The following is a 23,334-nucleotide window of genomic DNA, read 5'->3' as shown; positions in this document are numbered from 1 at the left end:
AACCCACCACAATCTTGTTTGAATAACGTTAGAGGCGGCACGTCCAGTTGGCATACTGCCATTCTCCCGCGATCTCCACTCCCTATTATCCAGGCAAAGCACGGTATGGCTTCGCGAGCTTTCTTGAGACTTGTTGCGTCGCCCGATGTACTTCCCTGGTTGTAGTGGAGCACCCTGGTATCGAAGAACGCTTCGCACGCGAAACCGACTCCGGATGTTCATCCGCGTTTAAAAAGATGGCAAATATGCAAGCGCGCTTGGAAGCATTGCAGACCATTGTCAACGACCTTCGGCGGCGCGGCTGGATCGATCGTCAGCCCTTTATGATTGTTGCTAGTTCCGAAGGCGTTTCTATAGCAACACGCTTCGCTACATTGTCGAAAAACGTATCCCATTTGCTGCTTATCTCAGGATTTGGGGTAGGACACACGCTAGCCACTCTCCACACCGCGCTGACCGGTTCGGGGGACTACTGGGGCTTCATATCGGCGCCCGAATCGAACAACCCACTTAGCCGATTACAATCGACTTTGGCTCGGTGGGAGCAAGTGCGTCGAGATCAGAGACGCAATTCGAGTGAGACAATCGCTGGGTACCAAGCGGCCTACTGGCGTACTATTGGCTTAGCATCATCGGCCGAAGATGCGCTCGCATCCAACGCACAGCTTTATTTGGTCCAGGGGGGACGTGATCAAACTGCGCCCGCAGTCAACTATGAGGCGGGTATTGCCTACCTCATCACACACAATCGGCCCTTTGTGTCCGAGTATATCCCGTGTGGCGACCATTTCCTGACGTGTCCAGACGACGGTGAAGAACCTAAAAATCTTCAAGGGGGTGATTGTGCGTGGTATCGAATGGTTTCTGACCGCCCAGGTACAACGTTCTTCAGCGGTCTCGTTCGATCCTTTGACAACGTCAAAGTAATCTTTGTAACCGGCGTGGCGAGCCATATCAAACCATTGCCGTTCCGGCAAGCCGCTCAGGCTGTGCAGCGCACACAGACGCTCGCGGACATCGTCCTGGTCCGACCCGTGTCGTTCACGATTCTGACCGCCACCATGGCTACCATGGCATTCGGCGTGGCGCTGCTATTCGCGTTCGGCAGCTATACGCGTCGGAGGATCGCGGGGACAAGGTTGGACGCCACCGTCAAGCCACCCAGTCGATATGACTGCATCGAGCCGGCGCGCAGCCCCGTGGTGACCGCGCCGCACGGCAGGCCCAGCAATGCCGCGCGGTGAGCCGCTACAATAGCCGCTTTTGCCGCGACGCACGCGGCCCGGATCGCCGCCGATCCGCATTGACGACCGACACCTGTAGAACGATGAATCTAGTGATCCAAAGCGCCGCGCCGCTGTCCGACAACCAACTGCGACTGCTAACCGCGTTGGCGAGCGGCACGCATGCCGAACGCCTTGACGCGCACGCGCTGCGCGTGCGCGACGTGAGTCCGTCGCAACGCGCCGATATCGCCGCATACTGTGGCGCGCACCAGCTCGACCATGCGTATGTTCCACCGCGTCGGCTCGCGGATTTTGGCCTCGTCGCAATGGATATGGACTCGACGCTAATCACGATCGAGTGCATCGACGAAATCGCCGACTTCTGCGGTTTGAAGACGCAGGTGGCGGCCATCACCGAGGCGGCGATGCGCGGCGAAATCAAGGATTTCAACGAAAGCCTGGTGCGGCGCGTCAGCCTGCTCACCGGTCTGGACGCCAATGTGCTCGCGAACGTGTACGAGCAGCGCTTGCGCCTGTCGCCCGGCGCGCAGGCCATGCTCGACGGCGCGCGTGCCGCCGGTCTGCGAACCCTGCTGGTGTCGGGCGGTTTCACGTTCTTCACTGAGCGCCTAAAGTCTCAGCTCGGGCTCGATTTCACACGGGCGAACACACTGGAGATTGTCGACGGCAAGCTGACCGGCCGCGTGGTCGGCGAAATTGTCAATGGCGACGTGAAAGCGCGCACGTTGCTCGACACGTGTGCCCAACTCGGCATCGAACCATCACGCGCGATCGCACTCGGCGACGGCTCGAATGACTTGCCGATGATGGCATCGGCCGGCTGGTCAGTCGCGTTCCGCGCCAAGCCACTGGTGCGTGAGCGCGCCAGCTGCGCGTTCGATCACGTCGGGCTCGACGGCCTACTGCGCCTGTTCGACTGACGCAGCAGCATGACCAGCGATCGCAAGGTCGCCGGCGCGCGATACGTCATCGCAAGTGCCGCGTCAGACTGCGTTCGATGTCGGCGCGCAAGTCGGCTTCGTGCTCCAGGCCGATATAGAAACGCACCAGCACGCCACGATGTGGCCACGTACTGACGGTACGCATCGCCGCAATGTCATACGGCATCGCGATACTATGCGCGCCACCCCAACTCCAGCCGAGCGCAAATAGCTCGAGCCCCTCGACGAATGCATCGATCTGCGCGCTCGTATAGCGTGGATCGAACACCACCGAAAACAATCCTCCTGCACCGGTGAAATCCCGCTTCCAATATGCGTGGCCCGGGCAGTCTTCAAATGCCGGATGCAGTACCGCGGCGACCTCCGGGCGGCCCTTCAGCCAACCGGCAATCGCCAACGCGCTGCGCTCGTGCGCGCGGTAGCGCACTTGCATCGACGGCAACCCGCGCAGCACCAGCGAGCAATCGTCGGCCGACACGCCGAGGCCGACGCGCATCCGGGCCCGCTTCATCGCCAGGTACAAATCGTGGTCCGTCGTGATTGTCGCGCCCATCAGCACGTCGCTGCCGCCGGACTGGTACTTCGTCAGGGCTTGCACCGAGATGTCGACCCCATGCTCGAACGGCTTGAACACGAGGCCAGCCGAATAGGTATTGTCGATTGCTGTCACGATGCCGCGCTTGCGCGCGATCGCCGTGATGGCGGGCACGTCCGGCACTTCCATCGTTACAGACCCGGGTGCCTCCAGCCAGATCAGCCTCGTATTTGGCCGCAGCAGCGCGGCAATGCCCGAGCCAACCATCGGATCGTAATAGCGGACCGTGATCCCGAAATCCTGCGCGAGCCAGTCGCCATGCTCGCGATTGGGGGAATAAACGTTGTCTGGGACCAGCACGTCGTCACCCGCTTTCACGAAGGCGAAATAGACATTCGAGATCGAAGATAGGCCGGAAGGCTGCAGCAAGGCATAACGCCCGCCTTCGATCGCTGCGATGCGCTGCTGCAAGGCCACCGACGTCGGCGTCGCATGCAGACCATAGCGCCACTGCGCATCACTGCGCCAATCCAGCGCGCGCATCGACGCTAAGTCCGGGAATATCACGGTCGATGCCCGTGCGGTCGGCACCGAAAACGATTCAAAGCCGGGCTGCACAGGCGCGGCGGGATGAAGCAACTCGGTCTGCGGGTCGCACGCGGCATCAGCGGGTACGGCATTGGCGGGCACGACGGAAAAATCTTTTGTCATCGTTTCACCATCCTGGTTCATTGGCCTGTCGTCAGATTCGACATGCCGCCAACATGGCGCGACGGCGCGCCGATAACGGCCCCATGAATCGGAGAGCGCGCACCGCGGGCGGCCGCGTTGGACGGTTGCAACTCGAACGATTGCGGCGCGGAATCGTCCAAATTCATCCGCTCGCCCTGGATGCTGCCGTCCACGGCCACCTTGCCAACCCAGTTGCCCGTAATGTGCGTGCCGTCGTCCGATTCCTCGATCTGCAACGTGCCGTTGTCCAGCTCACCGGCCACAAGGATGACCCCAGCGGTACCATCGAGGAAACGGTATTCGCCATGCACGCCGGTCGGGTCATCGGACTTCGCACCCAAGCGCATTTCGATCGGCCGTGCGCCGAGCGTGCCGGTGTACAGCGGAAAGTCCGCGTATTGTGGATTGGGCTTGAGCGGCAGCTCAGGCGGCGCCAGCGCGCGTACGGCCGCCCGTGATGGGCCGACATCCGCGTCGGCGGCGCTGCTGCGCGGCTGCGGTGCGCCGCAGGCCGACAACACGAACGGAATCGCGCAGGTAATGGAAATACAAGCAATGGACTTCATCGGCAGGTGTCGAAAAGGTAACGTTATCAGTATATCGGCGCAAGCGAGTATGATCCGAGTCTTGCCGCCACGCACGGCGGCAAAGACCGTACAGGCGTTGTTTGAGGAATCGCAATGGCAGTTTTCAAGCGCGCGGCAAGCATCGCCGCCATCGTTTCGGCGAGCACAGTGCTTGCCGCCTGCAATTCATGGTCGATCCCGTTCGTGCACCGCCAGCCCGCCGCGCCGGACCTCGCGCCGGCGAGCCGCTCGGCGGACAACATGGTGCGGCTGGATGCGTCGATGCGCTCCGGTTGTGACAGCGTGCAGAATATCGAGAAGCCGTCCGACGCGGCGCCAGCGCCCGGTAAGCCGCAGCGCTGGATCGCGCACACGTGCACCGGGGACATTTCATACGATATCGTCGCGACCCAGACCAACCATGGACCTGTTGTCAAGGTGCTGCCGGTCAAGGGGCCGCTGAACAAGCCGATCAATCCCAGCTTCAAGCCGGCGCTGCCCGAGGACGAGTAGTGCTTAGACGTCGCCCCACAGGTCGTGCCCGTCCGCACCAGTGATCCTAACGCTCACAAAATCGCCAACCTTATAGCGCCGCGATGCCTTGCTGGCCGGCGACACGTAGACCACGCCGTCGATTTCTGGCGCGTCCGCCGCCGAGCGCCCGATGCCCCCATCGGCGTTGACCTCGTCGATCAACACCTTCAGCGTCTTGCCGACCTTGCGCTTCAAACGCTCGGCGGAGACCGATTCGGCAACCGCCATGAATCTCGCGCGACGCGCCTCGCGCACGTCGTCCGGCAGCGCGCCATCAAGTTCGTTCGCGCTTGCCCCTTCGACAGGGGAATAGGCGAAACAGCCGACTCGGTCCAGTTGCGCCTCGCGGATAAAATCCAGCAACGTCTCGAACTGCGCTTCGGTTTCTCCCGGAAAGCCGGCGATGAACGTGCTACGTATCGTCAGGTCCGGGCACGCTTCGCGCCATGCCCGCACGCGTTCCAGCGTTTTTTCGGCGTTCGCGGGCCGCTTCATCCGCCGGAGCACCTCCGGATCGGCATGTTGTAGTGGCACGTCCAGGTACGGCAGCAGGTGGCCACGATACGGGCCGTCGGCCATCAGCGGCACGATTTCGTCGACGCTCGGATACGGATACACATAGTGCAACCGCACCCAGGCACCATAGTGGGCCGCCAGTTCGCCGAGCGCCGCGGCAAGCTCGTTCATGCGCGTCTTCAATGGGCGGCCATTCCAGAAGCCGGTGCGGAACTTCACATCGACGCCATACGCGCTCGTGTCCTGCGAGATCACCAGCAGTTCTTTGACGCCGGACTTGAACAGGTTCTCAGCTTCGAGCATAACTTCCGCGACCGGACGCGAGACGAGATCCCCGCGCATCGACGGAATGATGCAAAACGTACAGCGGTGATTACACCCCTCGGAGATCTTCAGGTACGCATAGTGTTTCGGCGTGAGCTTGATGCCGGCCGCCGGCACCAGATCGACAAACGGATCATGCGGCTTGGGCAAATGCGCATGGACGGCCTGCATCACTTCACCGAGCGCATGCGGGCCGGTTACGGCAAGCACCTTCGGATGAACCTGCTCGATCAGGCCAGTGCCGCTCGCGTTCTTTTTCGCCCCCAGGCAGCCGGTGACGATAACCTTGCCATTCTCGGCCAGTGCTTCACCGATCGCGTCAAGACTTTCCTGCACGGCCTCATCGATAAAGCCGCACGTATTGACGACGACCAGATCTGCACCGTCATAGGTACCGCAGATCTGGTAGCCTTCCGCGCGCAGTTGCGTGATGATCTGCTCGGAATCGACAAGCGCCTTTGGGCACCCGAGGCTGACCATGCCGACTTTGGGCACACAATCCGGCCTAACCTTTGCGTTGTGATGGCTTTTCACTAATGTACCGTACTGGTGAAGGTTTCTAGCGCCTTGCGCCGACAAAGCAACATTTTACCGTGTCGGGCGCCGGCCACATGCTCGCCGATCGACAGAGGCCCATACAGATCACATCGAGCGTCGGCTGCGGCGCCGGAAAGCCGTGGCTGACATTAGGAATACCTCTACCGCGTTTGCGCTTAACCGCTGCGACCGCGAGGCGACGAACTGGGCGACGACCGGCGGCCACAGCGGGGACATCGTGCATGATGTGATGCTCGCAGCTGTGAAACATCGCTTTGGCAACGCGCTGAAGGCGCCGGCGGAAACCGAACGGCTCACGAATCACTGCTCGGGCTACACTGCCGAGAAGACCCGCGCGTTCGTTGGACACCACCACGCGACTGCTTGACACAAAGCGACTTAACCATTAGTCGTCTACGCAGAGGTAATTTGCTGCCACCATGTCAAGCTTTAACTCTTGGCCCGACACCCAACCGGAGCCCTTGTTGTTCGATGCAGCGACTGACCGTCGATGGCCGCGCTAGCTGCGACTGCACTCCGATGTGACAAGACGACATAGCAATCGGCAAATCTCCTGCACGCTGAGCGGCATCATACTTTCAAGGAGTTTTCTTACTGCGCTTGCCAAGCATAACCAGAACAGCATGGGCTAGAGCGTGCTAGGCACTTTTGCATCTTGCATAGCGGGCTGCAATAACACGGGCCGTTGGTTAATGCTTCACGCACCCACTCCAGCACGTAACGATATAACAGGATGCATAGCCGCGGCGCAATGACAAGCTCAAAATTTTTCTGACTTTTTATCAATAATACGAAATATTTCGCATTGTCAATACTCAGATTAATCAGCGACGGTAAAAACGACGGCAGCGACGAGGTCATGTGTCCGACGAAGGCCGGCGACGCGACCGGCATGGCGCGGCTAAACACGTCGTCGAACAAATGTGCGGCGTGTGCGTCAGGCAACGCCGCTGTCTCAGGAAGATCGACCATCGAGAACGTCGTTTCGACATCGGCATGCACACCACCCGGCTTGAACCGGTTGCTTGCAAAAAACGCGGCTGGGTGTTGCGCGATCAGCTGCTCAAGCCACACGAATTCGCCGCGGTCCGCGTCGAACCATTGCAACACATCGTTCAGCTCGTGTGCTGCACTGTCATTATCGGGCAGGCTAACTATGACCACTATCGGTTAGCGCGATCGAATTCGCGCTTAAGGGTATTGAGCATTTCTGCACTGTAAAGTTTATCGTACCGCATTCGTCTGTCCTTGAGCTTGTTGATGCTCCAATTCATTTAGCTTGCGGGCTAGGATGGGACCAATGAGGGCCGTCGCTTCCGGCTTGAGCATTGCTCCATGACTGCAGTGAACATTGCAAACTTCGATATTCCCCCGCACATACGGTTTCCACGCATCAGGCGTGACGAGCGTTTCACATCCCGCCTCTGCTACCGTGGCTCGAAACAATAGCGCATCACCGCCGTACTGCGATGGAGAACAATTTCTTACGATACGCCCATTATTCTTTGCAATTTCCTCGGTATTTTCCAATAAATGTTCATCCATCGACGAGACTAACTCATTGCCATAATGGGCGGCAAACACCTCTCTAATCATCGCTTGGTCAAGTTGATTTTCTTTCTCTGCAAAGGCGTTGCTGCTTACAAGAGGGGTACTATCCAGTAACGCCAGCAACGCCACTTTTTCGCCCTGGTGTTCGAGTCGAACAGCCATGCTATGCGCCACATTGCCGCCGAAGCTCCATCCTAATAAGCAGTAAGGCCCTTTGGGCTGAACCCGGCGCATTTGTTCAAGATAGTCTGACACCATCTCGTCAAGGGTCGATGCAAGCGGGCTTATTCCATCTAACCCACGAGCCTGCAGGCCATAAAGGGGCTGGTTCGGGGGAAGGTAATTGGACAGCTCCATATAGCTCCAGCTCAAACCCAATGCGGGATGAATGCAGAAAAGAGCAGGATGACTGCCTGTGGGCCTAAGAGGAAGCAGAACGGAAAACGAGTTTTTCTGGATCCCGTCACGCTTAAGTAAATGGTGTGCTAAGCCTGCGAGGGTGGGTGCCTCAAACAGCGTACGAATAGCAAGGTCAATCCCTAACGCTGTACGTACACGACTGATCAGGCGCATGGCCAGCAGCGAGTGGCCTCCGAGCGCAAAGAAACTGTCGTGCCAACCGACCTGCTTCACACCCAATAGCTCGGCCCAGATCGACGCGAGTGTCGTCTCGAGCTCGCCTTGTGGCGCTTCATACGCTTGGTGCGCCAGCGCCGCGTCATCCGGTGCGGGCAGCGCGCGCCGATCGAGCTTGCCGTTGGGCGGCAGCGGAAACGCGTCCAGCCGCACAAATGCGCTGGGCACCATATACTCGGGCAATGTTGCGGCCACATGCGCACGCAGCGTGCTCGCCAGTGGCTCATCCGCTTCGGACTGCACATACGCCACCAGCCGCTTAGCCGAGCCCTCACCGGTTGCTACCACCACCGCATCACGCACCTGCGGGTGCACCGTTAAGCACGCTTCGATCTCGCCTGGTTCAATCCGAAAGCCGCGGATCTTCACTTGCTCATCGTTGCGCCCCAAATACTCCAGATTGCCGTCTGGTCGGTAACGCGCCACATCCCCGGTCTTATACAGCCGTGCACCCGCGTCCTCTGAGAACGGATCCGGCACAAAGCGTTCAGCGGTCAGCGTCGGGCGGTTCAGGTAACCGCGTGCGACGCCTGCGCCACCGATGTACAGTTCACCGACCGCACCCAGTGGCACTAGCTGCCCATGCGTGTCCAGCAGATAGATCCTTGTGTTCGCTATCGGCCGGCCGATGGATACCGTTGAGCCAGCCGTATTTCGCTGTTCGGAGAGGGATAAAAAGGAAGACCAGATGGTCGTCTCGGTGGGCCCGTACAGATTCCACACGCCTTGCGTCATGCCATCCAGCTGTGCGGATAAACTTACAGGTAGCGCTTCCCCGCCGCATAGTGCTGTCAAGTTAAGGGTTGGCTCGGGCAAATCCAAGAGCGCACGCCAAACCGACGGCACCGCTTGCATCACACTGATTCTTTGCTCGATGATCCGACTCTGAAGCTTGATTGGATCAGTGACATCCTCGCGGCGGGCCAGAACAACTGTCGCACCTTGGCTGATCGGTAGATATAGCTCTAACCCGGCAATATCGAAAGCGATGCTGGTCACAGCGAGTAGACGGTCGTGACTTGCCATACCAGGAGCGGAGGACATGGCCGCCAGGAAATTGACCACATTGCAATGCTCAACCATCACCCCTTTGGGCATACCGGTCGAGCCGGACGTATAGATCACATACGCCAGATGCCGGGTCGTCAGGCCCGCCACCGATGGATTCGTGTCCGGCAATGCTGGTAGGGCAGCCGGATCAAGCACCGTACACTCGGCCAGTGCCGCGTCGCCCAACGCAGCGCGCCCGGCCGCCTCCGCGAGCACGATGTTTGGTGCCGCATCGGCGAGGATGTGCGCTAAGCGCTCACTCGGATACGCAGGATCCAACGGCACATACGCGCCGCCGGCTTTCAAAATCGCCAGCAGCCCCACCACCAGTGCGGGACTACGCTCGACACAGATCGCCACGCGCGTGTCCGGCTTGACGCCTAACTCGATGAGCTGGTGTGCCAAGCGATTGGCCTGTGCGTTCAACTCAGCATAACTGAACGTTTGATCTTCATAGACCAGCGCCGGCACTTCGGGCGTACGCTCGACCTGCGCTTCGAATAACTGGTGCACGCACCGATGTGTCGGATAGTCCCGCTGCGTCGCATTCCATGTCTGCAGCAACAACTGGCGCTCCGCTTCAGGCAGCACCTGCAACTGCTGCACTGCGGTGTCGGACGTCGCCTCCAGCGCGTCAGTCAAGCTGTGTAGCGCCTGCTGCATATACGCGCACACTCGCTCCGGTTCCAGCGACGGCACGCTCTGGGCCGTTAGCCCCAACGCCTGCCCGAAGTCCTCGACCGACAGTGTTAGCGGGTAATTGGTGCGCTCCTGCGCGCTCAAGAGTTCAACACCCGGTAGCCCGCTACGCGCGCTTGAATCCATCGCATTGTGCCGGTAATTGAGCAGCGCACTAAAAAGCGGCGTGCCCGCCGGCACGCCACTGCAGCGCTGCGCGAGCGCCAGCGACGCATGCTCATGTTCCAACAGCTCCGCCAGGCGCGCATTCGTTGCATGCACAGCAGCCTGCACACTGCCGTCCAAATCCACGCGCAGCGGCAGTGTATTGATAAAGAGCCCCATCGCACGATCGGCGCCCTCACCCGCTTGCATGCGCCCGAACAGCACGGTGCCCAATACCACGCGTTGCTGGCCGCTCGCACGGGCGAGCACCTGCGCCCACGCCAAGTGACACAGGCTCGCTAAACTCACGCCTAGGCGCTTTGCCTGCACACGCAGTTGATCGTTCAACGCCGGCGGCAGCATCCGGCGTGACTCGCTCACTTCACTGCCGTCGTGCTGTACCTGCGCGAGCCCAAACGGCAAGGTCGGCTCCACATCCGCGAGCAGCTCGGTAAAAAAGTGTTCGTGTTCGGCTTGGCTCACGCCCAGCCTGGCTTGCGCGACCAGATCGCGGAACGGCTGCGCCGGCGGCAGCATGTCGCCTCGACCTTCGATGAATGCGCGCACTTCCGCATGCATCACTTCCAGCGTCGAGTGATCAATGATCAGATGGTGCAGCCGCTGCATGAGTAGCCAGCGGCCCTCATTGTCTTGTGCGATCGCACCGTGCAGCAGCGGCGCTTGCGTCAGCGCCAAGCGCGTGTGACGCGGATCAAAGCGCCGCGCCAATTGTTCTGCGATCGGCCCGTCAGCGGCGTCCAACGTCAGCTCGGTCACCGGCAGCCGCGCGTGACGCCATACCACTTGCGCGGGCATGGACAGCCCTTCCCACACGAACGCGGTGCGCAAAATATCGTGACGATCGATCACTTGCTGCAGCGCGTGCAGATACTGGTCAAGCCGCGCTCGCGTGTCAAAGGCCAGCTGCTGCATTAGCAAATACGGATCACCTGTGCTGGACAGCAGATGGTGAAACAGCAGCCCGTCTTGCAGCGGCGACAGCGCATAAATGTCTTGGATATTGGCTACGCCCTGCGGCACCTGCTCGACAATCTTGTCAATGTCCGCTTGCGTCAGCTCAATGAGCGGCAGCATCGACGGCGTAATCGCACTCGTGTCGGGTGTGATCACGTTGGGCGGCACCACCACGTCACAATGCTGGCCCAACGACCGGGCCAGCGCGCTAAGCACCGGCATGTCGAACAGCGCGCGCACGGACAACCCGATTCCCCGGCGCCGCAAGCGCTCAATCAACTGCACCGCGAGCAGCGAGTGCCCCCCGAGTGCAAAGAAGCTGTCGTGCCGACCGACCTGCTTCACACCCAATAGCTCGGCCCAGATCGCCGCCAGCGTCGTCTCGAGTTCGCCTTGCGGCGCTTCATACGCTTGGCGCGCCAGCGCCGCGTCATCCGGTGCGGGCAGCGCACGCCGATCGAGCTTGCCGTTCGGTGTCAGCGGAAACGCGTCGAGCCGCACAAATGCGCTAGGCACCATATACTCGGGCAGCCTCGCCGCCACCTTTGCGCGCAGCGTGCTCGCCAGTGGCTCATCCGCTTCGGCCTGCACATACGCCACCAGCCGCTTAGCCGAGCCTTCACCGGTTGCCAGCACCACCGCATCATGCACTTGCGGATGCGCCGTTAAGCACGCTGCGATCTCGCCTGGTTCAATCCGAAAGCCGCGGATCTTCACTTGCTCATCGTTGCGTCCCAAGAATTCTAGGTTGCCGTCCGGTCGATAACGCGCCACATCCCCGGTCTTATACAGCCGCGCATCGGGCTCAATCGAGAACGGATCCGGCACAAAGCGCTCGGCGGTCAACTCCGGGCGGTTCAAATAGCCACGTGCGACGCCTGCGCCGCCAATAGATAACTCGCCGACCGCACCCAGGGGCACCGGCTACCCATGCGCATCGAGCAGATAAACGCGCGTGTTCGCAATCGGCCGGCCGATTGGCACAGTATCTCCCCTGTATAGTTTGCCGGGCAAGTCCAGGCCGTCACGTCAATTGCTGCTTCCGTCGGACCATACAAGTTGTACAGCTGCGCGCCCGGTAACAGCGTTTGGCAAAGCCGTACACTCGCCCCTGGCAGCGCTTCGCCACTGCAAATCAGCCGTTTCACAGACGTACAGTGCTGAACCCCTTCATTGTGCAAAAACAGGCTAAGCATGGACGGCACAAAATGAGCCGTGGTAACGCGCTGCCGAGTGATCAACTCTATCAGGGCAGCCGGATCTTTATGCACATCGGGTGCCGCCACAACCAGAGTAGCGCCATTGAGCAAAGTCCAGAAAAACTCCCAGACAGACACGTCGAAGCTAACGGGTGTTTTCTGAAGCACACAATCGGCCATCGTCAAACCATAAACTTGTTGTGCATCCACACCAGACGATTGACGAGCGCCTGGTGCTCATTTTGTACGCCCTTGGGCGTGCCGGTGGAACCGGATGTGTAGATCACATACGCCAGATGCCGGGCCGTCAGCGCGGCAACCGATGGATTCGTGTCCGGCAACGCCGGCAGGGTGGTCGGATCGAGCACCGTACACTCAGCGAGCGCCGCCTCGCCCAACGCCGCGCGCCCGGCCGCATCCGCGAGCACAATCTTCGGTGCCGCATCGGCGAGGATGTGTGCCAAGCGCTCACCCGGATAGCTTGGATCGAGCGGCACATACGCACCGCCGGCCTTCAAAATCGCCAGCAGCCCCACAACCAGTGCGGCACTGCGCTGCACGCAGATCGCCACGCGCGCATCGGGCTTGACGCCCCACTCGATCAGCTGGTGCGCGAGGCGATTGGCCCGGGCATTCAGCTGCGCATAACTGAACGTTTGATCTTCATACACCAGCGCCTGCGCTTCGGGCGTGCGCTCAACCTGTGCTTCGAACAACTGGTGGATGCATAAGTGCGATGGATAGTCTTGTTTTGTCGCATTCCACTCAATCAGTAGCCGATGCCGCTCGTCAGCGTCGAGCAGATCGATGCTATCAATCGATTGCGTGGCATCGGCAGCAAGCACTTGCATGAACCGGATAAACCGGCGCTGATGCGCGCCAAGCATCTCTGCAGTGTAGCAAGCAGGATTGGCATCCAAGTCGATCCGTAATTGACGGCTATTGGGTGTCCAATAAACACCAATCATCAGATCCTCAACCGGACCCGCGAGCAGATTATGGCTCGTCGATGAATGCCCGCCAAACGACAGCGCATAGTCAAACGGCATCACGTTGACCTTGATGCCCAATAGTGACTGCCCCGGCGCCAGCCCAAGTTGACGCTGCAGCGCTTCGCTCGGGTAGCGTTGATATTGCAGTGCGCTTTGGATTTCCTTCGCCGCCTGCCGCATCAACGACAATAAGTTGATCTCCGGCTCGAATCTGAACCGCAATGGAACCGTATTGGCGACCACGCCAGGAATGTGCCAGTCTGCCCCCAAGCGGGCAGTCACTGGAAAACCGAACACCACGTCCTGCGCGCCAGTCATGCGATGCACATACGCGGCCAGTGCAGCGCTCAGAAACTGCGCCAGCCGGCCCGCATCCAGCACATAGTCGTCTACCCATTGAATGGCCAGGTCAGTCGTCTGACGCAGCCGCTGCTGGAAAGCAGGGGCTGCGCGGCTTGCCAGCGTCGCCGGCTCAGGCCAATGGGCGCAGTGCTTGAGCCAATACGCTTCGTCCTTCTCCCGCTGGTTGGAGGTCTGATATTGCGCATCGCTCTCTAATAGCTGTCGAATTGAACCAAAATCACATGCCGCCGGCGCCGTTCCCGCGCACAGCGCGCTATACACGTGTGCAACGCGTTGCGCGATCAGGTACTGACCATATCCATCCGTCATGATATGGTGATAGCGCTGATACCAAATCCATTGCGCAGGCGCCACTTTCAGCAACGCATAGCAAAAAAGCGGCCCCTGCGTCAGATTGACCGATTGCTGATAATCGGCTTGCATCCACGCGTCGGCCGCTGCCTGAGGATCAGCTTGTGCCGTCAGATCCAGCACCGGCATTGACCATGCGGGTGTACCGATCCTCTGCCGCAGCCCGTCATCGCTATCGACAAATTGCAAGCGTAGGGTGTCGGCCTCATCGATGACTTGACGCAATGCCGCTTCAAAGGCGGCCGCATCAATCGCGCCATCGATCATCGTGTACTGCGCAATGTTGTAGACAGGGTTGTCTGGATACAGTTGCTGCGCGAGCCAGATCTCCGTTTGGGCAGTGGTTAATGCATACGTAACGGGCGTGATGCTAGTACCCGTAACAAAACTCCGATTCAAGCGACCGAGCAGCCTGATATTTAATAGTTGTACAAAACGATACGACGACGCAATCAGAACCTATCGTTGCTCGCCGGGAACCAATACGGCTTTTATGACACGTCGCGTGCAATCCTTAACCATTCACTGCGGCGATCAGGGCCACTCGTCGGCACGCGTCAGTGCGCCACTCGTGCTACTTAGCCAGCCAGTGAGTACGCCACGATCAATTTATGTCAAACTTTAGCGAAAATACTGGACATAACGCGCGTGACGCTGCGCGTGGATTGGCATTACAGTCGGCCAAGCAAGACAGTTAAAAAGAACAGGACCAGCACCTGCACCGTACAGGCGCAGCGTCTTGGGGTTCAGTACTGGGGTACTTCTTCCTTTTTCCCTTCAGACATCGTTTTTATTGTATTTAGCCATACGGCTACGGCAAAGCACCCGTTCCCGGCTCCATCAGCTCGACGCTAACTGCTTCATGTCGCGCAAGCACCGTGCCCAGCTGTCAGGAGCCGCTACAACGATTCAGGTCATCGCAACGTTTAGCGCCTGTTGAAAGACTGTAAAGCGCTCGCCATGATGCACTCAAACCTATTATCTTCGCTTAAGGCGACAGATCTTGAACGAATGAAACGATAAAATTAAATTAAAGTTTGCAATCCAAAGCCACACGATCCCCACGAGATGAATGAAGTACAGCTTAAGGGCGTTTCTCAGGTCACCATTCGTGACCAGAACGGCGCAGCTAAGCAGGCAACTTGGAACTTCGATATCGCCCCGCATGACCGTACTACCGCCAATGGACAAGCAGCGTCGTTATCCCGCCCTGGAATGGACAGTGATGCATGCCTTTGCACGAACGGTTCCCACAGGCAGGAAGCGCATCGAATGGAAGCTGGCCACCCATTTGTCTGCCACTTCTCGCAAGCAGGTTGTCGAAAAATTCAACTGCTATGTCTTGCAATAAAAAATTGAAGTGTTTCACAAAATCCTGAAATCGAGCTGCAAGACACACTACTGCGCACAGTAAAGTGGCTGGCTAGTCTCTTTTCGGTATTCCGCGTCGTCAGTTGGCGTATCTTCTGGCTAACCATGGTGTATCGGGCCGCACTGATCAACCAAAAGTGCCTGCTGGGACATAACAGTATAGGGTTTCTCATGAATAGGCCAAAATTGACTAAACAGGGTCCCAGCGGGTACCGCGCTTGCTCACCTCGTATCAAGGCGCCCCAATGCGTGCGTTAGCGCACCGGCTATGGCGATTGTTCAATATACAAAGCGTTGCGCACCATGCCCCTCTACAGCACTTAACGCTGTCACTGGCAAATCATCCATTGGGTAGAGCGCTACATGACTGCCCAGAGGCTTGGACAAAACCGGGCAAAGCGAGCGTAGGGGCAAAGAGCCAGAACTTTTGTCATCCATGACCATTAAAGGAGAAGCCCATGTCGGATACCTTAGCCAAAATTCGTGCTTTTGTGATCGACACTATCCTAAAAGGAAATCACTCAGATATTGCTGACGATTTCAATCTGAGGGAGTCGGGGCTGCTTTCATCGTTGGCCACCATGCGCCTGGTCTCATTTGTCGAGGACGAATTCGGCCTCATCGTCGGTGTCAGCGACCCGAGGACGCGCTTTACCACCATTCGTGAGATCGCGTGCTATGTGGATGAAAAGTCATCGGAGAGCGAAAAATGACGACCGACATTGTGCCGCGGGGACAACAGTCCGAGCCACCAGCGAACTTAGCCAAATACTTAGACGACACGACAGCGCGACAGCCGAGTGCTCGTGCGCTCGTCGACTCCGACGGATCTGCGTTGAGCTATGCAGAACTGTCCGCAGCAGCCGATAGGATCGCCGCTTTCCTTCACCGCAACGGGATTGTGGCAGGGGAACGTGTCGGGCTTTTTATGCGCAAAAGCGCGCGGACGCTTGCGGCTATCTTTGGCATACTCCGTCTAGGCGCGGCCTATGTGCCCACCGACGTGGGCAGTTCAAGCACGCGTGCCGCCACCTTATTCAGCGATTGTGACGTTCGGATCATCTTCACCGACCCCGAATCAGCGCGGCATTTAATCCAACACACACACCAGCTTAAGCCTCGCGTGGTGGTGATGCAGCCACGTCACGAGGAAACGAACGACACATATGAAAGCTGGCGAACGCTGGACATGCTGCACGGCGAGAAACACGCGTATCCACGCAGCCCGCCGGATGTGAACCGGCTCGCCTACATTCTTTATACCTCCGGTTCCTCCGGGACACCGAAAGGGGTCGCCATCAGCCAGCGCAACGCCGTGAGCTTCGTCGAATGGGCCTCGGCTGCCTTCAAGGTGACAGCGCAAGACCAGGTATCTAGCCACGCCCCATTGCATTTCGACCTGTCGATCTTCGACCTCTATATCTGCGTTAAGAATGGCGCATGCCTTCACCTGATCGACGCCGACCTGGCTGCAAGCCCACGCCATCTCGCTACATTGATCTCCTCCCGGGCGATCACGGTTTGGTATTCAGCACCGGCCATTCTAGGTATGCTGGCCGAACAGCACAACGGGCGCAGCCCTGCTCCGAACCGGCTACGGCTCGTGCTCTTCGCCGGCGAAGTCTTCCCCATCGCGAAGTTGCGCAGGTTGCTGCAGCTGTGGCCCCAACCAGCCTACTACAATCTGTATGGTCCCACTGAGACCAACGTGTGCACTGCCTACCGTGTACCCACGCCCATACCGGCAGAGCGCGTCGAACCGTTGCCGATCGGTCATCCCTGCGACCACTGCAACACGATCGTCGTCGATGAGCATCAGCGACCGGTACCCGACGGTGAACCTGGCCTGTTGTGCGTCGCAGGGCCATCTGTCGTGACCGGCTATTGGCATGCTCCCGAGAAAACGGCTCAGCGATTTTTTCAACTCGACGGCCAACGCTGGTACAACACCGGAGACGTCGTTCGCTCCTCGTGCGAAGGCTACCTCTTGCTGGGGCGGCTTGATCGTATGATTAAGCGTCATGGATACCAGATTGAGTTGGATGAGATTGAATCATGTCTGGCTGCCCATCCTGACCTGACCGCCTGTGCGGTGGTCAGCTCCGGTTCCGACGGGAACACCACCATCACGGCATTTGTCGTGACTCGCGATATCCCGGTCTGCCCCACCGATTTGAGTCGGTTCTGTTACAACCGACTCGCACAGTACATGGTGCCCGACCAATTTCGCTACCTTCCTGATCTGCCCCGCACCTCGACGGGCAAGACCCACTATCAACTTTTGAAGCGTCAGTGCAATGCCAAACCCGCCTGATGAACGACGAGTCGCGCTGCGCGAGCATGCCGCACGTTTTGCCCGCGACCAGCTCAGTATAGACATCGCAGCTTCCGACCGCGCCAGCACTTTTCATCGGGACGGCTGGCGCCGATGCGCAGAATTTGGCCTGTTCAGTATGGCCCTACCCGAGGAGTACGGGGGAGCGGGCGCGCCGCTGTCCGACCTGCTTGCCGTCATGGACGGCCTGGGATACGGCAGCGAAGACTTGGGACTGCTGTTCTCGCTCAACGCGCACCTGTGGACCGTGGCCCTGCCGCTGGCCATCCACGGCACACCGGCACAGCGCTCGCGCTTTCTGCCAGGCTTGATGGATGGCTCGTTGATCGGGGCCAATGCCTCGACGGAAGACGAAGCAGGCTCAGACGTGTTCTCCATGCGCACCCAAGCGGTACGAGACGGCGACAGCTATGTCCTCAACGGTTCGAAAACCTACATCACCAACGCCCCTATCGCGGATCTATGCGTCCTCTACGCCACCCTTGACCCCACGCTCGGTCCACTGGGCGTCACCGCGTTCCTGGTCGAGACGACCAACCCGGGCCTGGAGCTGAGCCCGCCTTTGGAAAAGATGGGACTGCGCACTGCACAGATGGGCCGGATCACACTCAAGGACTGCCGTGTCTCGGCCGATGCCGTACTGGGACGAGAAGGACGAGGCGTCAAGGTCTTTGAAAGTGCCATGGAATATGAACGTGGATGCATTCTTGCCACCACGTTGGGCGCCATGCGCCGCCGCCTTGAAGCATGCATTACCCACACGCGTACCCGCCGCCAGTTCGGTCAACCCATTGGAAAGAATCAAGCCATCTCCCATCGCCTCGCCGACATGAAAGTCAACCTCGATGCCGCGTGTGAACTCGTCTATCGGGTAGGGCGGCTCAAGGATGCGGGCAAAGATGCCACGCTGGAAGCGGCCTGTGCAAAGCTGTTCGTCTCGGAGACGTACACGAAGTTTTCGCTAGACGCACTGCGCATTTACGGCGCACAAGGTTACCTCGCTCAAACCCCTACTGAAAGAGGACTGCGCGACGCCATCGCATCCCTCCTCTATTCGGGAACGTCTGATATTCAACGCAACATCATCGCCACCGAACTGGGATTATGAACTGACCTAGCGATGCGCCAGCGCAGCGTCGCGATCGAATCAGGCATGTGCCGTTCGCACACTGAGCGGCCGCGCGGCACGTCGTGCTCGGGTAAGGCAGGCGGGCGGCGGATATGGCGGTGTCGATACGGTGTCGTGTGGCATGAGGCTGGGGGCAGATGGGGAAATCGAGACTGGCTTTGAGGCAGCTAGCCCTTCAAAATTTTGATGCAACCGGGTGAGAGAGTGAAATCGAGCGCGGCAGGCAAAGCACAAAAAAGCTGGCTTGATGCCCACGCGGGAAACCAAGAATTCTCTGCCTATGCTATACATGTATAGCATAGCTTTTGAGGAGATTTTGATGCTAGCGATCCGACTTCCACAGGGGATCGAGAGCCGTCTAGAAGCTTTGGCGGCTGCTACGGGGCGGACTAAGACCTTTTACGCGCGCGAGGCGATCCTTGAACATATCGACAATTTGGAGGACGTGTATCTTGCCGAACAACGCCTGGCAGATCTTCGTGCTGGCCAAACCGAGGCCATTGCATTGGAAGACCTGATGAAGCAGTATGGCCTGGCAGGTTAAAGTCGAGACGGCAGCGGCGAAAGAGCTCAAGAAGCTTGGCCCGCCGCAGGCCGAGCGCGTGTTGCGATTTCTTTTCGACCGGGTGGCCAAATTGGACGACCCGCGCAGCATGGGGGAAGCGCTCAAGGGAGTAAAACTAGGTGAGTTCTGGGAATATCGTGTGGGCGATTATCGAGTCATCGCCAAGATTCAGGATGACGAGTTGCTCATTTTAGTGGTGCGGATCGGGAATCGCCGCGCGGTTTATAAGTGATGACAGCCGTGACGGCGGGTAACGCAAAGAGGTAGGAAAAGCGCGATGAAAGAGGATGATCGGAACTTGTTCTGCGTATTTCGGTGAACGTGATCAGTGGTTCCGATTGATGGTGATCGGTCGTTTCGCTCGAAGGTGATCGCTGATCACCGGTTCCCGAAACGAGCGATCATCTTGCCGAAACGGGCGATCACGTTCCCGCAATAACAGCTGATCACGCGAGTGAAACGAGATGACCGTTGCGGCTCGGCGGTGGTGTTGCGCATGTGATCAACGACGAGCGTTAGCCTTGTCTCTTTTTAGGGGACAGTTTGATGCTGGCACATCGGATGAGCATGCGCAAACTGAGGGAAGTACTGCGACTGAAGTGGGCGTGCGGCTTGTCGCAACGCCAGATCAGCCGGGCGATCGGCATCAGCGTCGGCGCCATCTCGGCATACGCTGCACGCGCCAGCGCGGCGGGCCTCGACTGGGCTGCCGTCGAAGCGCTCGCCGACGACGAGCTCGAGATCAGGTTGGACCTGCCTGCGCAGACGGCGATTTCGACCCGAAGGGTTGAACCGGACTACGCGGCGATGCACCGTGACCTGCGCCGTAAGGGCGTGACGTTGCAACTACTCTGGGAAGAATACGTCCATGTAGTGGTCTAATGAAACCGGACACTGATCTAGGCGAGAATGCTCGCCATGAAGAGGTGTCTGATGAAGAAGCAGCGACGTACGTTTTCCCCGGAATTCAAACAGCAAGCCGCCTGTCTGGTGCTCGAGCAGGGCTATAGCCATATGGAGGCGAGCCGTTCGGTGGGCGTTGGCGAGACGGTACTGCGTCGCTGGGTGCACCAGCTTCAGCAGGAACGTCAGGGCATCACGCCGCAAGGCAAGGCGATCACGCCAGATCAGCAACGCATTAAAGAACTCGAGGCGCGTATAGAACGCCTCGAACGTGAGAAGGCCATTTTAAAAAAGGCTACGGTAGGTTCAACTGATGTGTGCGATTCAGTCGTGTGCGTAGCGCGCATTTCCGATCCGATTTTCTCCTTTATATTCGAAACCCGGTGACGGCGGCTCATCGTCGGGCCGGTGATCCTCGTGCGGACCGAGCACGTCGAGGTATGCATCGAGAGCACGCTGAACCGACGCAGCGACCAACCGCGTAATGCCGCTGTAATCGTCTGCCACGCGCAATTGTAAAAATGTAATCGACATGAGGTGACAGAATACGTAAAATACGTACTGATCCTTATTAGGAGGTCAACATGCAGGCAATCACTGCCACCGAACTTGCCCGACAAACCCGCCAGGTTTTAGATACCGTCGAGCGTCAAGGCCAAACCATCATCGTCGAGCGTAACCATGTTCCGGTGGCTCGAATTGTGCCCCCCAAACTGACCATGACCGCCACCCAAGCGCTCGCGGGGCTGCCCGTAGCGCTCACGCCGCGGCAGGCCACGGCTTGGCTGGCTGACAGCCGTACTGACTTGGATAACAGCGTGCGAGATCCATGGGCGTAATCCTTGACAGTTGCATTTGGGTTGCATTAGCCGCAAAAATGCTTGATTCGCAAACCGTGATCGAACTCGCTGGCGACGCACCCGTGTTCATCTCAGTCATTTCGTTGGGCGAACTCGGATTTGGCGTGCAAGCTTGCACGGATCCTGTCGAGCGGGCCGTGCGCGCTGCCCATTTACAACAGCTTGAGCGGTGCCCGATTCGTGAGGTGTCGCAGCAGACTGCCGCCGCATTCGGCGTGCTTGCGGCTTTTGTCAAGCAATCTGGTCGGTCACCACGGCCTCGCTACAATGATCTGTGGATCGCTGCACAGGCGATCGAGCACGGCGATGCGCTGATGACACTTAACCGTGCCGACTTTGTCGACTTGCCAGGGTTGCGGCTCGTGACGCCTAGATAGAAGCGGCGCGCTTAGCCATTTAACAATGTAGCGACGTAGCCATTTGCGACGTGTCGGTTGGCAGATGCCACACTGCGCGCACACGAGGCCGGCAACGCCGGCCTCGTGATACATGTACACCCAACGTAATCGCGCGGCAATCTCTCGGTCCATCGCCTCATTTTAGTTGAAACGATGTCTGTGAATCGCACAGGTAAACGACTCAACCGAGCATAGCCTCCCCACGCGGAAATGAGAACGACGCATGCGTGGTTGCCGCACTCCTTAAGCGCAACACGCCCCGCCCAGCGCAGGCTGAGAAACGCTATCCGTTGCTGTTGACTGAAACGCCAGTTAACAAATTCACCGGTTTGTAAAATCCGGCCGGCGACCGTATACGCTGTATTAGCCCGGCGGGCATCGGCTACCGGGCTGGAGCGCTATTCGGCGCACTGGCGCCAACTATTTCTTGTCGCTGCCAGACGATGAGCTGCCACCACCCGGTGCGAACGGAAAGCTGCTAAACAGGGTCCTGGCCTGATTCTGCATTTGTTCTTGCATCTGCACGAACATGTTCTTCGACTGTTCGATGTAGCTGGTCATCATGCCTTGCATCATCGGCGCTTGCATGTTCATGAACTGCGACCAGATTTCCGGGTTCAGCGCATTGTTGTCGTACAGTCCCTTCGACTGCTCGGCAAACTTGTTTTGGATATCGATGAATGCCTGGATATTTTTCTCCAGGTACGTTCCCATCAAGCCTTGCATCGCATGACCATAGAAACGAATGATTTGCGACAGCATCGACGACGAGAACATCGGCACCCCGCCACTTTCCTCTTCCAGGATGATCTGCAGCAGGATGCTGCGGGTCAGGTCCTCGTTGGACTTGGCATCCACCACCTTGAACGCTTCCTGATCGAGCACGAGCTGCTTCACGTCGCTCAACGTGATGTATGTGCTCGTCTCGGTATCGTAGAGCCGACGGTTCGGATATTTCTTGATCAGACGTTCGGCAGGTTTCTTCGTAGTCGTCATGTCATGCCTTCAAGGACGAATGCGGACGTGCCATCCTCGACGGACGGCATGTCCCTTGTTCTGCGATGCATCCGCGGCACGCGTGGGGTGGCGCGCCACACGCGCATCACCCCATGTGCAGACCACCGTTCAGGGAAAAGTCCGCACCTGTCGCAAAGCCCGATTCATCCGAGGCGAGCCACGAGACAATCGATGCAATTTCCTCCGGCGCGCCGAAGCGCTTCACTGGAATGGTTGCAATGATTTTCTCGAGCACGTCTTGACGAATCGTCTTGACCATGTCGGTGCCGATGTAGCCCGGCGACACCGTATTGACGGTCACGCCCTTGGTCGCCACCTCTTGCGCGAGCGCCATCGTGAAACCATGGATGCCGGCCTTGGCCGTCGAGTAGTTTGTCTGCCCGAATTGCCCTTTTTGGCCGTTCACCGACGAGATATTAATCACCCGTCCCCAGCCGCGCTCGACCATGCCGTCGATGACCTGCTTCGTGACGTTGAATAGGCTCGTCAGGTTCGTGTTGATCACCGCGGTCCAGTCCTCGACGGTCATCTTACGAAACACCACGTCACGCGTGATGCCCGCGTTGTTGACCAGCACGTCGATATCACCGACTTCGGCCTTGATTTTGTCGAACGCTGCTTTGGTTGAACTCCAATCGCCGACATTGCCCTCGGACGCGATGAACTCGAAGCCCAATGCCTTCTGATCGTTAAGCCATTTCGTGCGACGGGGCGAGTTCGGGCCGCACCCGGCCACCACACGAAATCCATCGCGGTGCAGCCGTTGGCAGATTGCGGTGCCGATGCCGCCCATCCCTCCCGTTACGTATGCAATGCGTTGTGTCATCTGTCACGTCCTCCGAT

The 23,334-nt window shown here is 58.7% G+C and carries 20 protein-coding genes and 4 pseudogenes; 14 read left to right on the top strand and 10 right to left on the bottom strand.

Features of this window, described 5'->3' with window-relative positions:
- Nucleotides 1-236: 236 nt before the first annotated feature.
- Both B0B13_RS19965 and serB read left to right on the top strand, forming a co-directional pair.
- Nucleotides 237-1,244, top strand: coding sequence for a hypothetical protein (locus B0B13_RS19965; protein WP_170872380.1), 1,008 nt, complete (start codon nucleotides 237-239; stop codon nucleotides 1,242-1,244).
- Nucleotides 1,245-1,327: 83 nt separating this feature from the next.
- On the top strand, nucleotides 1,328-2,167 hold the full coding sequence (gene serB / locus B0B13_RS05540; protein WP_076794901.1) for a phosphoserine phosphatase SerB: 840 nt from the start codon (nucleotides 1,328-1,330) through the stop codon (nucleotides 2,165-2,167).
- 46 nt (nucleotides 2,168-2,213) lie between these two features.
- Here the strand turns inward: serB and B0B13_RS05535 are convergent, their stop codons facing one another.
- Both B0B13_RS05535 and B0B13_RS05530 read right to left on the bottom strand, forming a co-directional pair.
- Complete coding sequence (locus B0B13_RS05535) at nucleotides 2,214-3,434, bottom strand: cystathionine beta-lyase (protein ID WP_235090322.1); 1,221 nt, start codon at nucleotides 3,432-3,434, stop codon at nucleotides 2,214-2,216.
- A 17-nt stretch (nucleotides 3,435-3,451) separates the two neighbouring features.
- Nucleotides 3,452-4,027 (bottom strand): hypothetical protein, encoded by a 576-nt coding sequence (locus tag B0B13_RS05530; RefSeq protein ID WP_076787190.1) that lies wholly within the window; start codon nucleotides 4,025-4,027, stop codon nucleotides 3,452-3,454.
- 108 nt (nucleotides 4,028-4,135) lie between these two features.
- Here B0B13_RS05530 and B0B13_RS05525 point away from each other — a divergent pair, with 108 nt between their 5' ends.
- Nucleotides 4,136-4,534 carry a hypothetical protein gene (locus tag B0B13_RS05525; protein WP_076794898.1) on the top strand — a complete coding sequence of 133 codons (399 nt, stop codon included), beginning with the start codon at nucleotides 4,136-4,138 and terminating at the stop codon, nucleotides 4,532-4,534.
- Between the two features lie 3 nt (nucleotides 4,535-4,537).
- Here the strand turns inward: B0B13_RS05525 and rimO are convergent, their stop codons facing one another.
- Nucleotides 4,538-5,875: a 30S ribosomal protein S12 methylthiotransferase RimO gene (gene rimO / locus B0B13_RS05520; RefSeq protein WP_212667372.1), complete on the bottom strand. Its 1,338-nt coding sequence runs from the start codon at nucleotides 5,873-5,875 to the stop codon at nucleotides 4,538-4,540.
- Between the two features lie 226 nt (nucleotides 5,876-6,101).
- Between rimO and B0B13_RS05515 the strand changes: the two are divergent.
- Nucleotides 6,102-6,293, top strand: a pseudogene (locus tag B0B13_RS05515) (IS3 family transposase); the annotation flags it as partial.
- Between the two features lie 251 nt (nucleotides 6,294-6,544).
- On the opposite strand, the gene B0B13_RS18320 reads toward B0B13_RS05515, so the two are convergent.
- The 4 genes from B0B13_RS18320 to B0B13_RS19130 are packed head-to-tail and all read right to left on the bottom strand — an operon-like array spanning nucleotide 6,545 to nucleotide 14,312.
- The gene (locus B0B13_RS18320; RefSeq protein ID WP_170872379.1) at nucleotides 6,545-7,117 is read right to left on the bottom strand and encodes a hypothetical protein; all 573 of its coding nucleotides are present in this window, start codon (nucleotides 7,115-7,117) and stop codon (nucleotides 6,545-6,547) included.
- A gap of 60 nt (nucleotides 7,118-7,177) precedes the next feature.
- Nucleotides 7,178-11,929 (bottom strand): non-ribosomal peptide synthetase, encoded by a 4,752-nt coding sequence (locus B0B13_RS05500; RefSeq protein WP_076794887.1) that lies wholly within the window; start codon nucleotides 11,927-11,929, stop codon nucleotides 7,178-7,180.
- Nucleotides 11,866-12,387 (bottom strand): AMP-binding protein, encoded by a 522-nt coding sequence (locus B0B13_RS19135; protein ID WP_076794885.1) that lies wholly within the window; start codon nucleotides 12,385-12,387, stop codon nucleotides 11,866-11,868. The genes B0B13_RS05500 and B0B13_RS19135 overlap by 64 nt, the downstream gene beginning before the upstream one ends.
- Before the next feature lie 2 nt (nucleotides 12,388-12,389).
- Entirely contained in the window at nucleotides 12,390-14,312 is a 1,923-nt protein-coding gene (locus B0B13_RS19130; protein ID WP_076794882.1) for a condensation domain-containing protein, read from the bottom strand.
- Nucleotides 14,313-14,981: 669 nt separating this feature from the next.
- Between B0B13_RS19130 and B0B13_RS17755 the strand changes: the two genes are divergently transcribed.
- The 10 genes and pseudogenes from B0B13_RS17755 to B0B13_RS05440 all read left to right on the top strand — a co-directional run bounded on the left by B0B13_RS17755 (nucleotide 14,982) and on the right by B0B13_RS05440 (nucleotide 21,453).
- Nucleotides 14,982-15,272: a hypothetical protein gene (locus B0B13_RS17755; protein ID WP_139337332.1), complete on the top strand. Its 291-nt coding sequence runs from the start codon at nucleotides 14,982-14,984 to the stop codon at nucleotides 15,270-15,272.
- Between the two features lie 470 nt (nucleotides 15,273-15,742).
- Nucleotides 15,743-15,997 carry an acyl carrier protein gene (locus tag B0B13_RS05485; RefSeq protein ID WP_076785016.1) on the top strand — a complete coding sequence of 85 codons (255 nt, stop codon included), beginning with the start codon at nucleotides 15,743-15,745 and terminating at the stop codon, nucleotides 15,995-15,997.
- Entirely contained in the window at nucleotides 15,994-17,598 is a 1,605-nt protein-coding gene (locus tag B0B13_RS05480) for an amino acid adenylation domain-containing protein (RefSeq protein WP_076794879.1), read from the top strand. The genes B0B13_RS05485 and B0B13_RS05480 overlap by 4 nt, the downstream gene beginning before the upstream one ends.
- Nucleotides 17,582-18,727: an acyl-CoA dehydrogenase family protein gene (locus B0B13_RS05475; protein WP_076793960.1), complete on the top strand. Its 1,146-nt coding sequence runs from the start codon at nucleotides 17,582-17,584 to the stop codon at nucleotides 18,725-18,727. Before B0B13_RS05480 ends, B0B13_RS05475 begins: the two co-directional genes overlap by 17 nt.
- Before the next feature lie 340 nt (nucleotides 18,728-19,067).
- Nucleotides 19,068-19,292: a type II toxin-antitoxin system RelB family antitoxin gene (gene relB / locus B0B13_RS05470; protein WP_076787194.1), complete on the top strand. Its 225-nt coding sequence runs from the start codon at nucleotides 19,068-19,070 to the stop codon at nucleotides 19,290-19,292.
- The gene (locus tag B0B13_RS05465; RefSeq protein ID WP_076794876.1) at nucleotides 19,276-19,545 is read left to right on the top strand and encodes a type II toxin-antitoxin system RelE family toxin; all 270 of its coding nucleotides are present in this window, start codon (nucleotides 19,276-19,278) and stop codon (nucleotides 19,543-19,545) included. Before relB ends, B0B13_RS05465 begins: the two co-directional genes overlap by 17 nt.
- A gap of 314 nt (nucleotides 19,546-19,859) precedes the next feature.
- Nucleotides 19,860-20,180, top strand: a pseudogene (locus tag B0B13_RS05460) (IS21 family transposase); the annotation flags it as partial.
- Nucleotides 20,181-20,246: 66 nt separating this feature from the next.
- Nucleotides 20,247-20,510 (top strand): annotated as a pseudogene (locus B0B13_RS05455) (transposase); the annotation flags it as partial.
- Nucleotides 20,511-20,800: 290 nt separating this feature from the next.
- Nucleotides 20,801-21,055, top strand: coding sequence for a type II toxin-antitoxin system Phd/YefM family antitoxin (locus B0B13_RS05445; protein WP_076794873.1), 255 nt, complete (start codon nucleotides 20,801-20,803; stop codon nucleotides 21,053-21,055).
- Nucleotides 21,056-21,093: 38 nt separating this feature from the next.
- Nucleotides 21,094-21,453 (top strand): type II toxin-antitoxin system VapC family toxin, encoded by a 360-nt coding sequence (locus B0B13_RS05440; RefSeq protein ID WP_237573854.1) that lies wholly within the window; start codon nucleotides 21,094-21,096, stop codon nucleotides 21,451-21,453.
- Between the two features lie 27 nt (nucleotides 21,454-21,480).
- Here the strand turns inward: B0B13_RS05440 and B0B13_RS17750 are convergent.
- From B0B13_RS17750 to B0B13_RS05430, 3 genes and pseudogenes are all read right to left on the bottom strand, one after another.
- Nucleotides 21,481-21,606, bottom strand: a pseudogene (locus B0B13_RS17750) (IS481 family transposase); the annotation flags it as partial.
- Nucleotides 21,607-21,894: 288 nt separating this feature from the next.
- Nucleotides 21,895-22,470 (bottom strand): polyhydroxyalkanoate synthesis repressor PhaR, encoded by a 576-nt coding sequence (gene phaR / locus B0B13_RS05435; protein WP_076794867.1) that lies wholly within the window; start codon nucleotides 22,468-22,470, stop codon nucleotides 21,895-21,897.
- Between the two features lie 106 nt (nucleotides 22,471-22,576).
- The gene (locus B0B13_RS05430) at nucleotides 22,577-23,317 is read right to left on the bottom strand and encodes a 3-ketoacyl-ACP reductase (RefSeq protein ID WP_076785023.1); all 741 of its coding nucleotides are present in this window, start codon (nucleotides 23,315-23,317) and stop codon (nucleotides 22,577-22,579) included.
- Between the last annotated feature and the right edge of the window lie 17 nt (nucleotides 23,318-23,334).

The organism is Burkholderia sp. b14, assembly GCF_900156195.1.
GTDB lineage: Bacteria > Pseudomonadota > Gammaproteobacteria > Burkholderiales > Burkholderiaceae > Mycetohabitans.
Note: the sequence above shows the minus strand (reverse complement) of the source record. Positions and strands in the feature narration are given on the sequence as shown.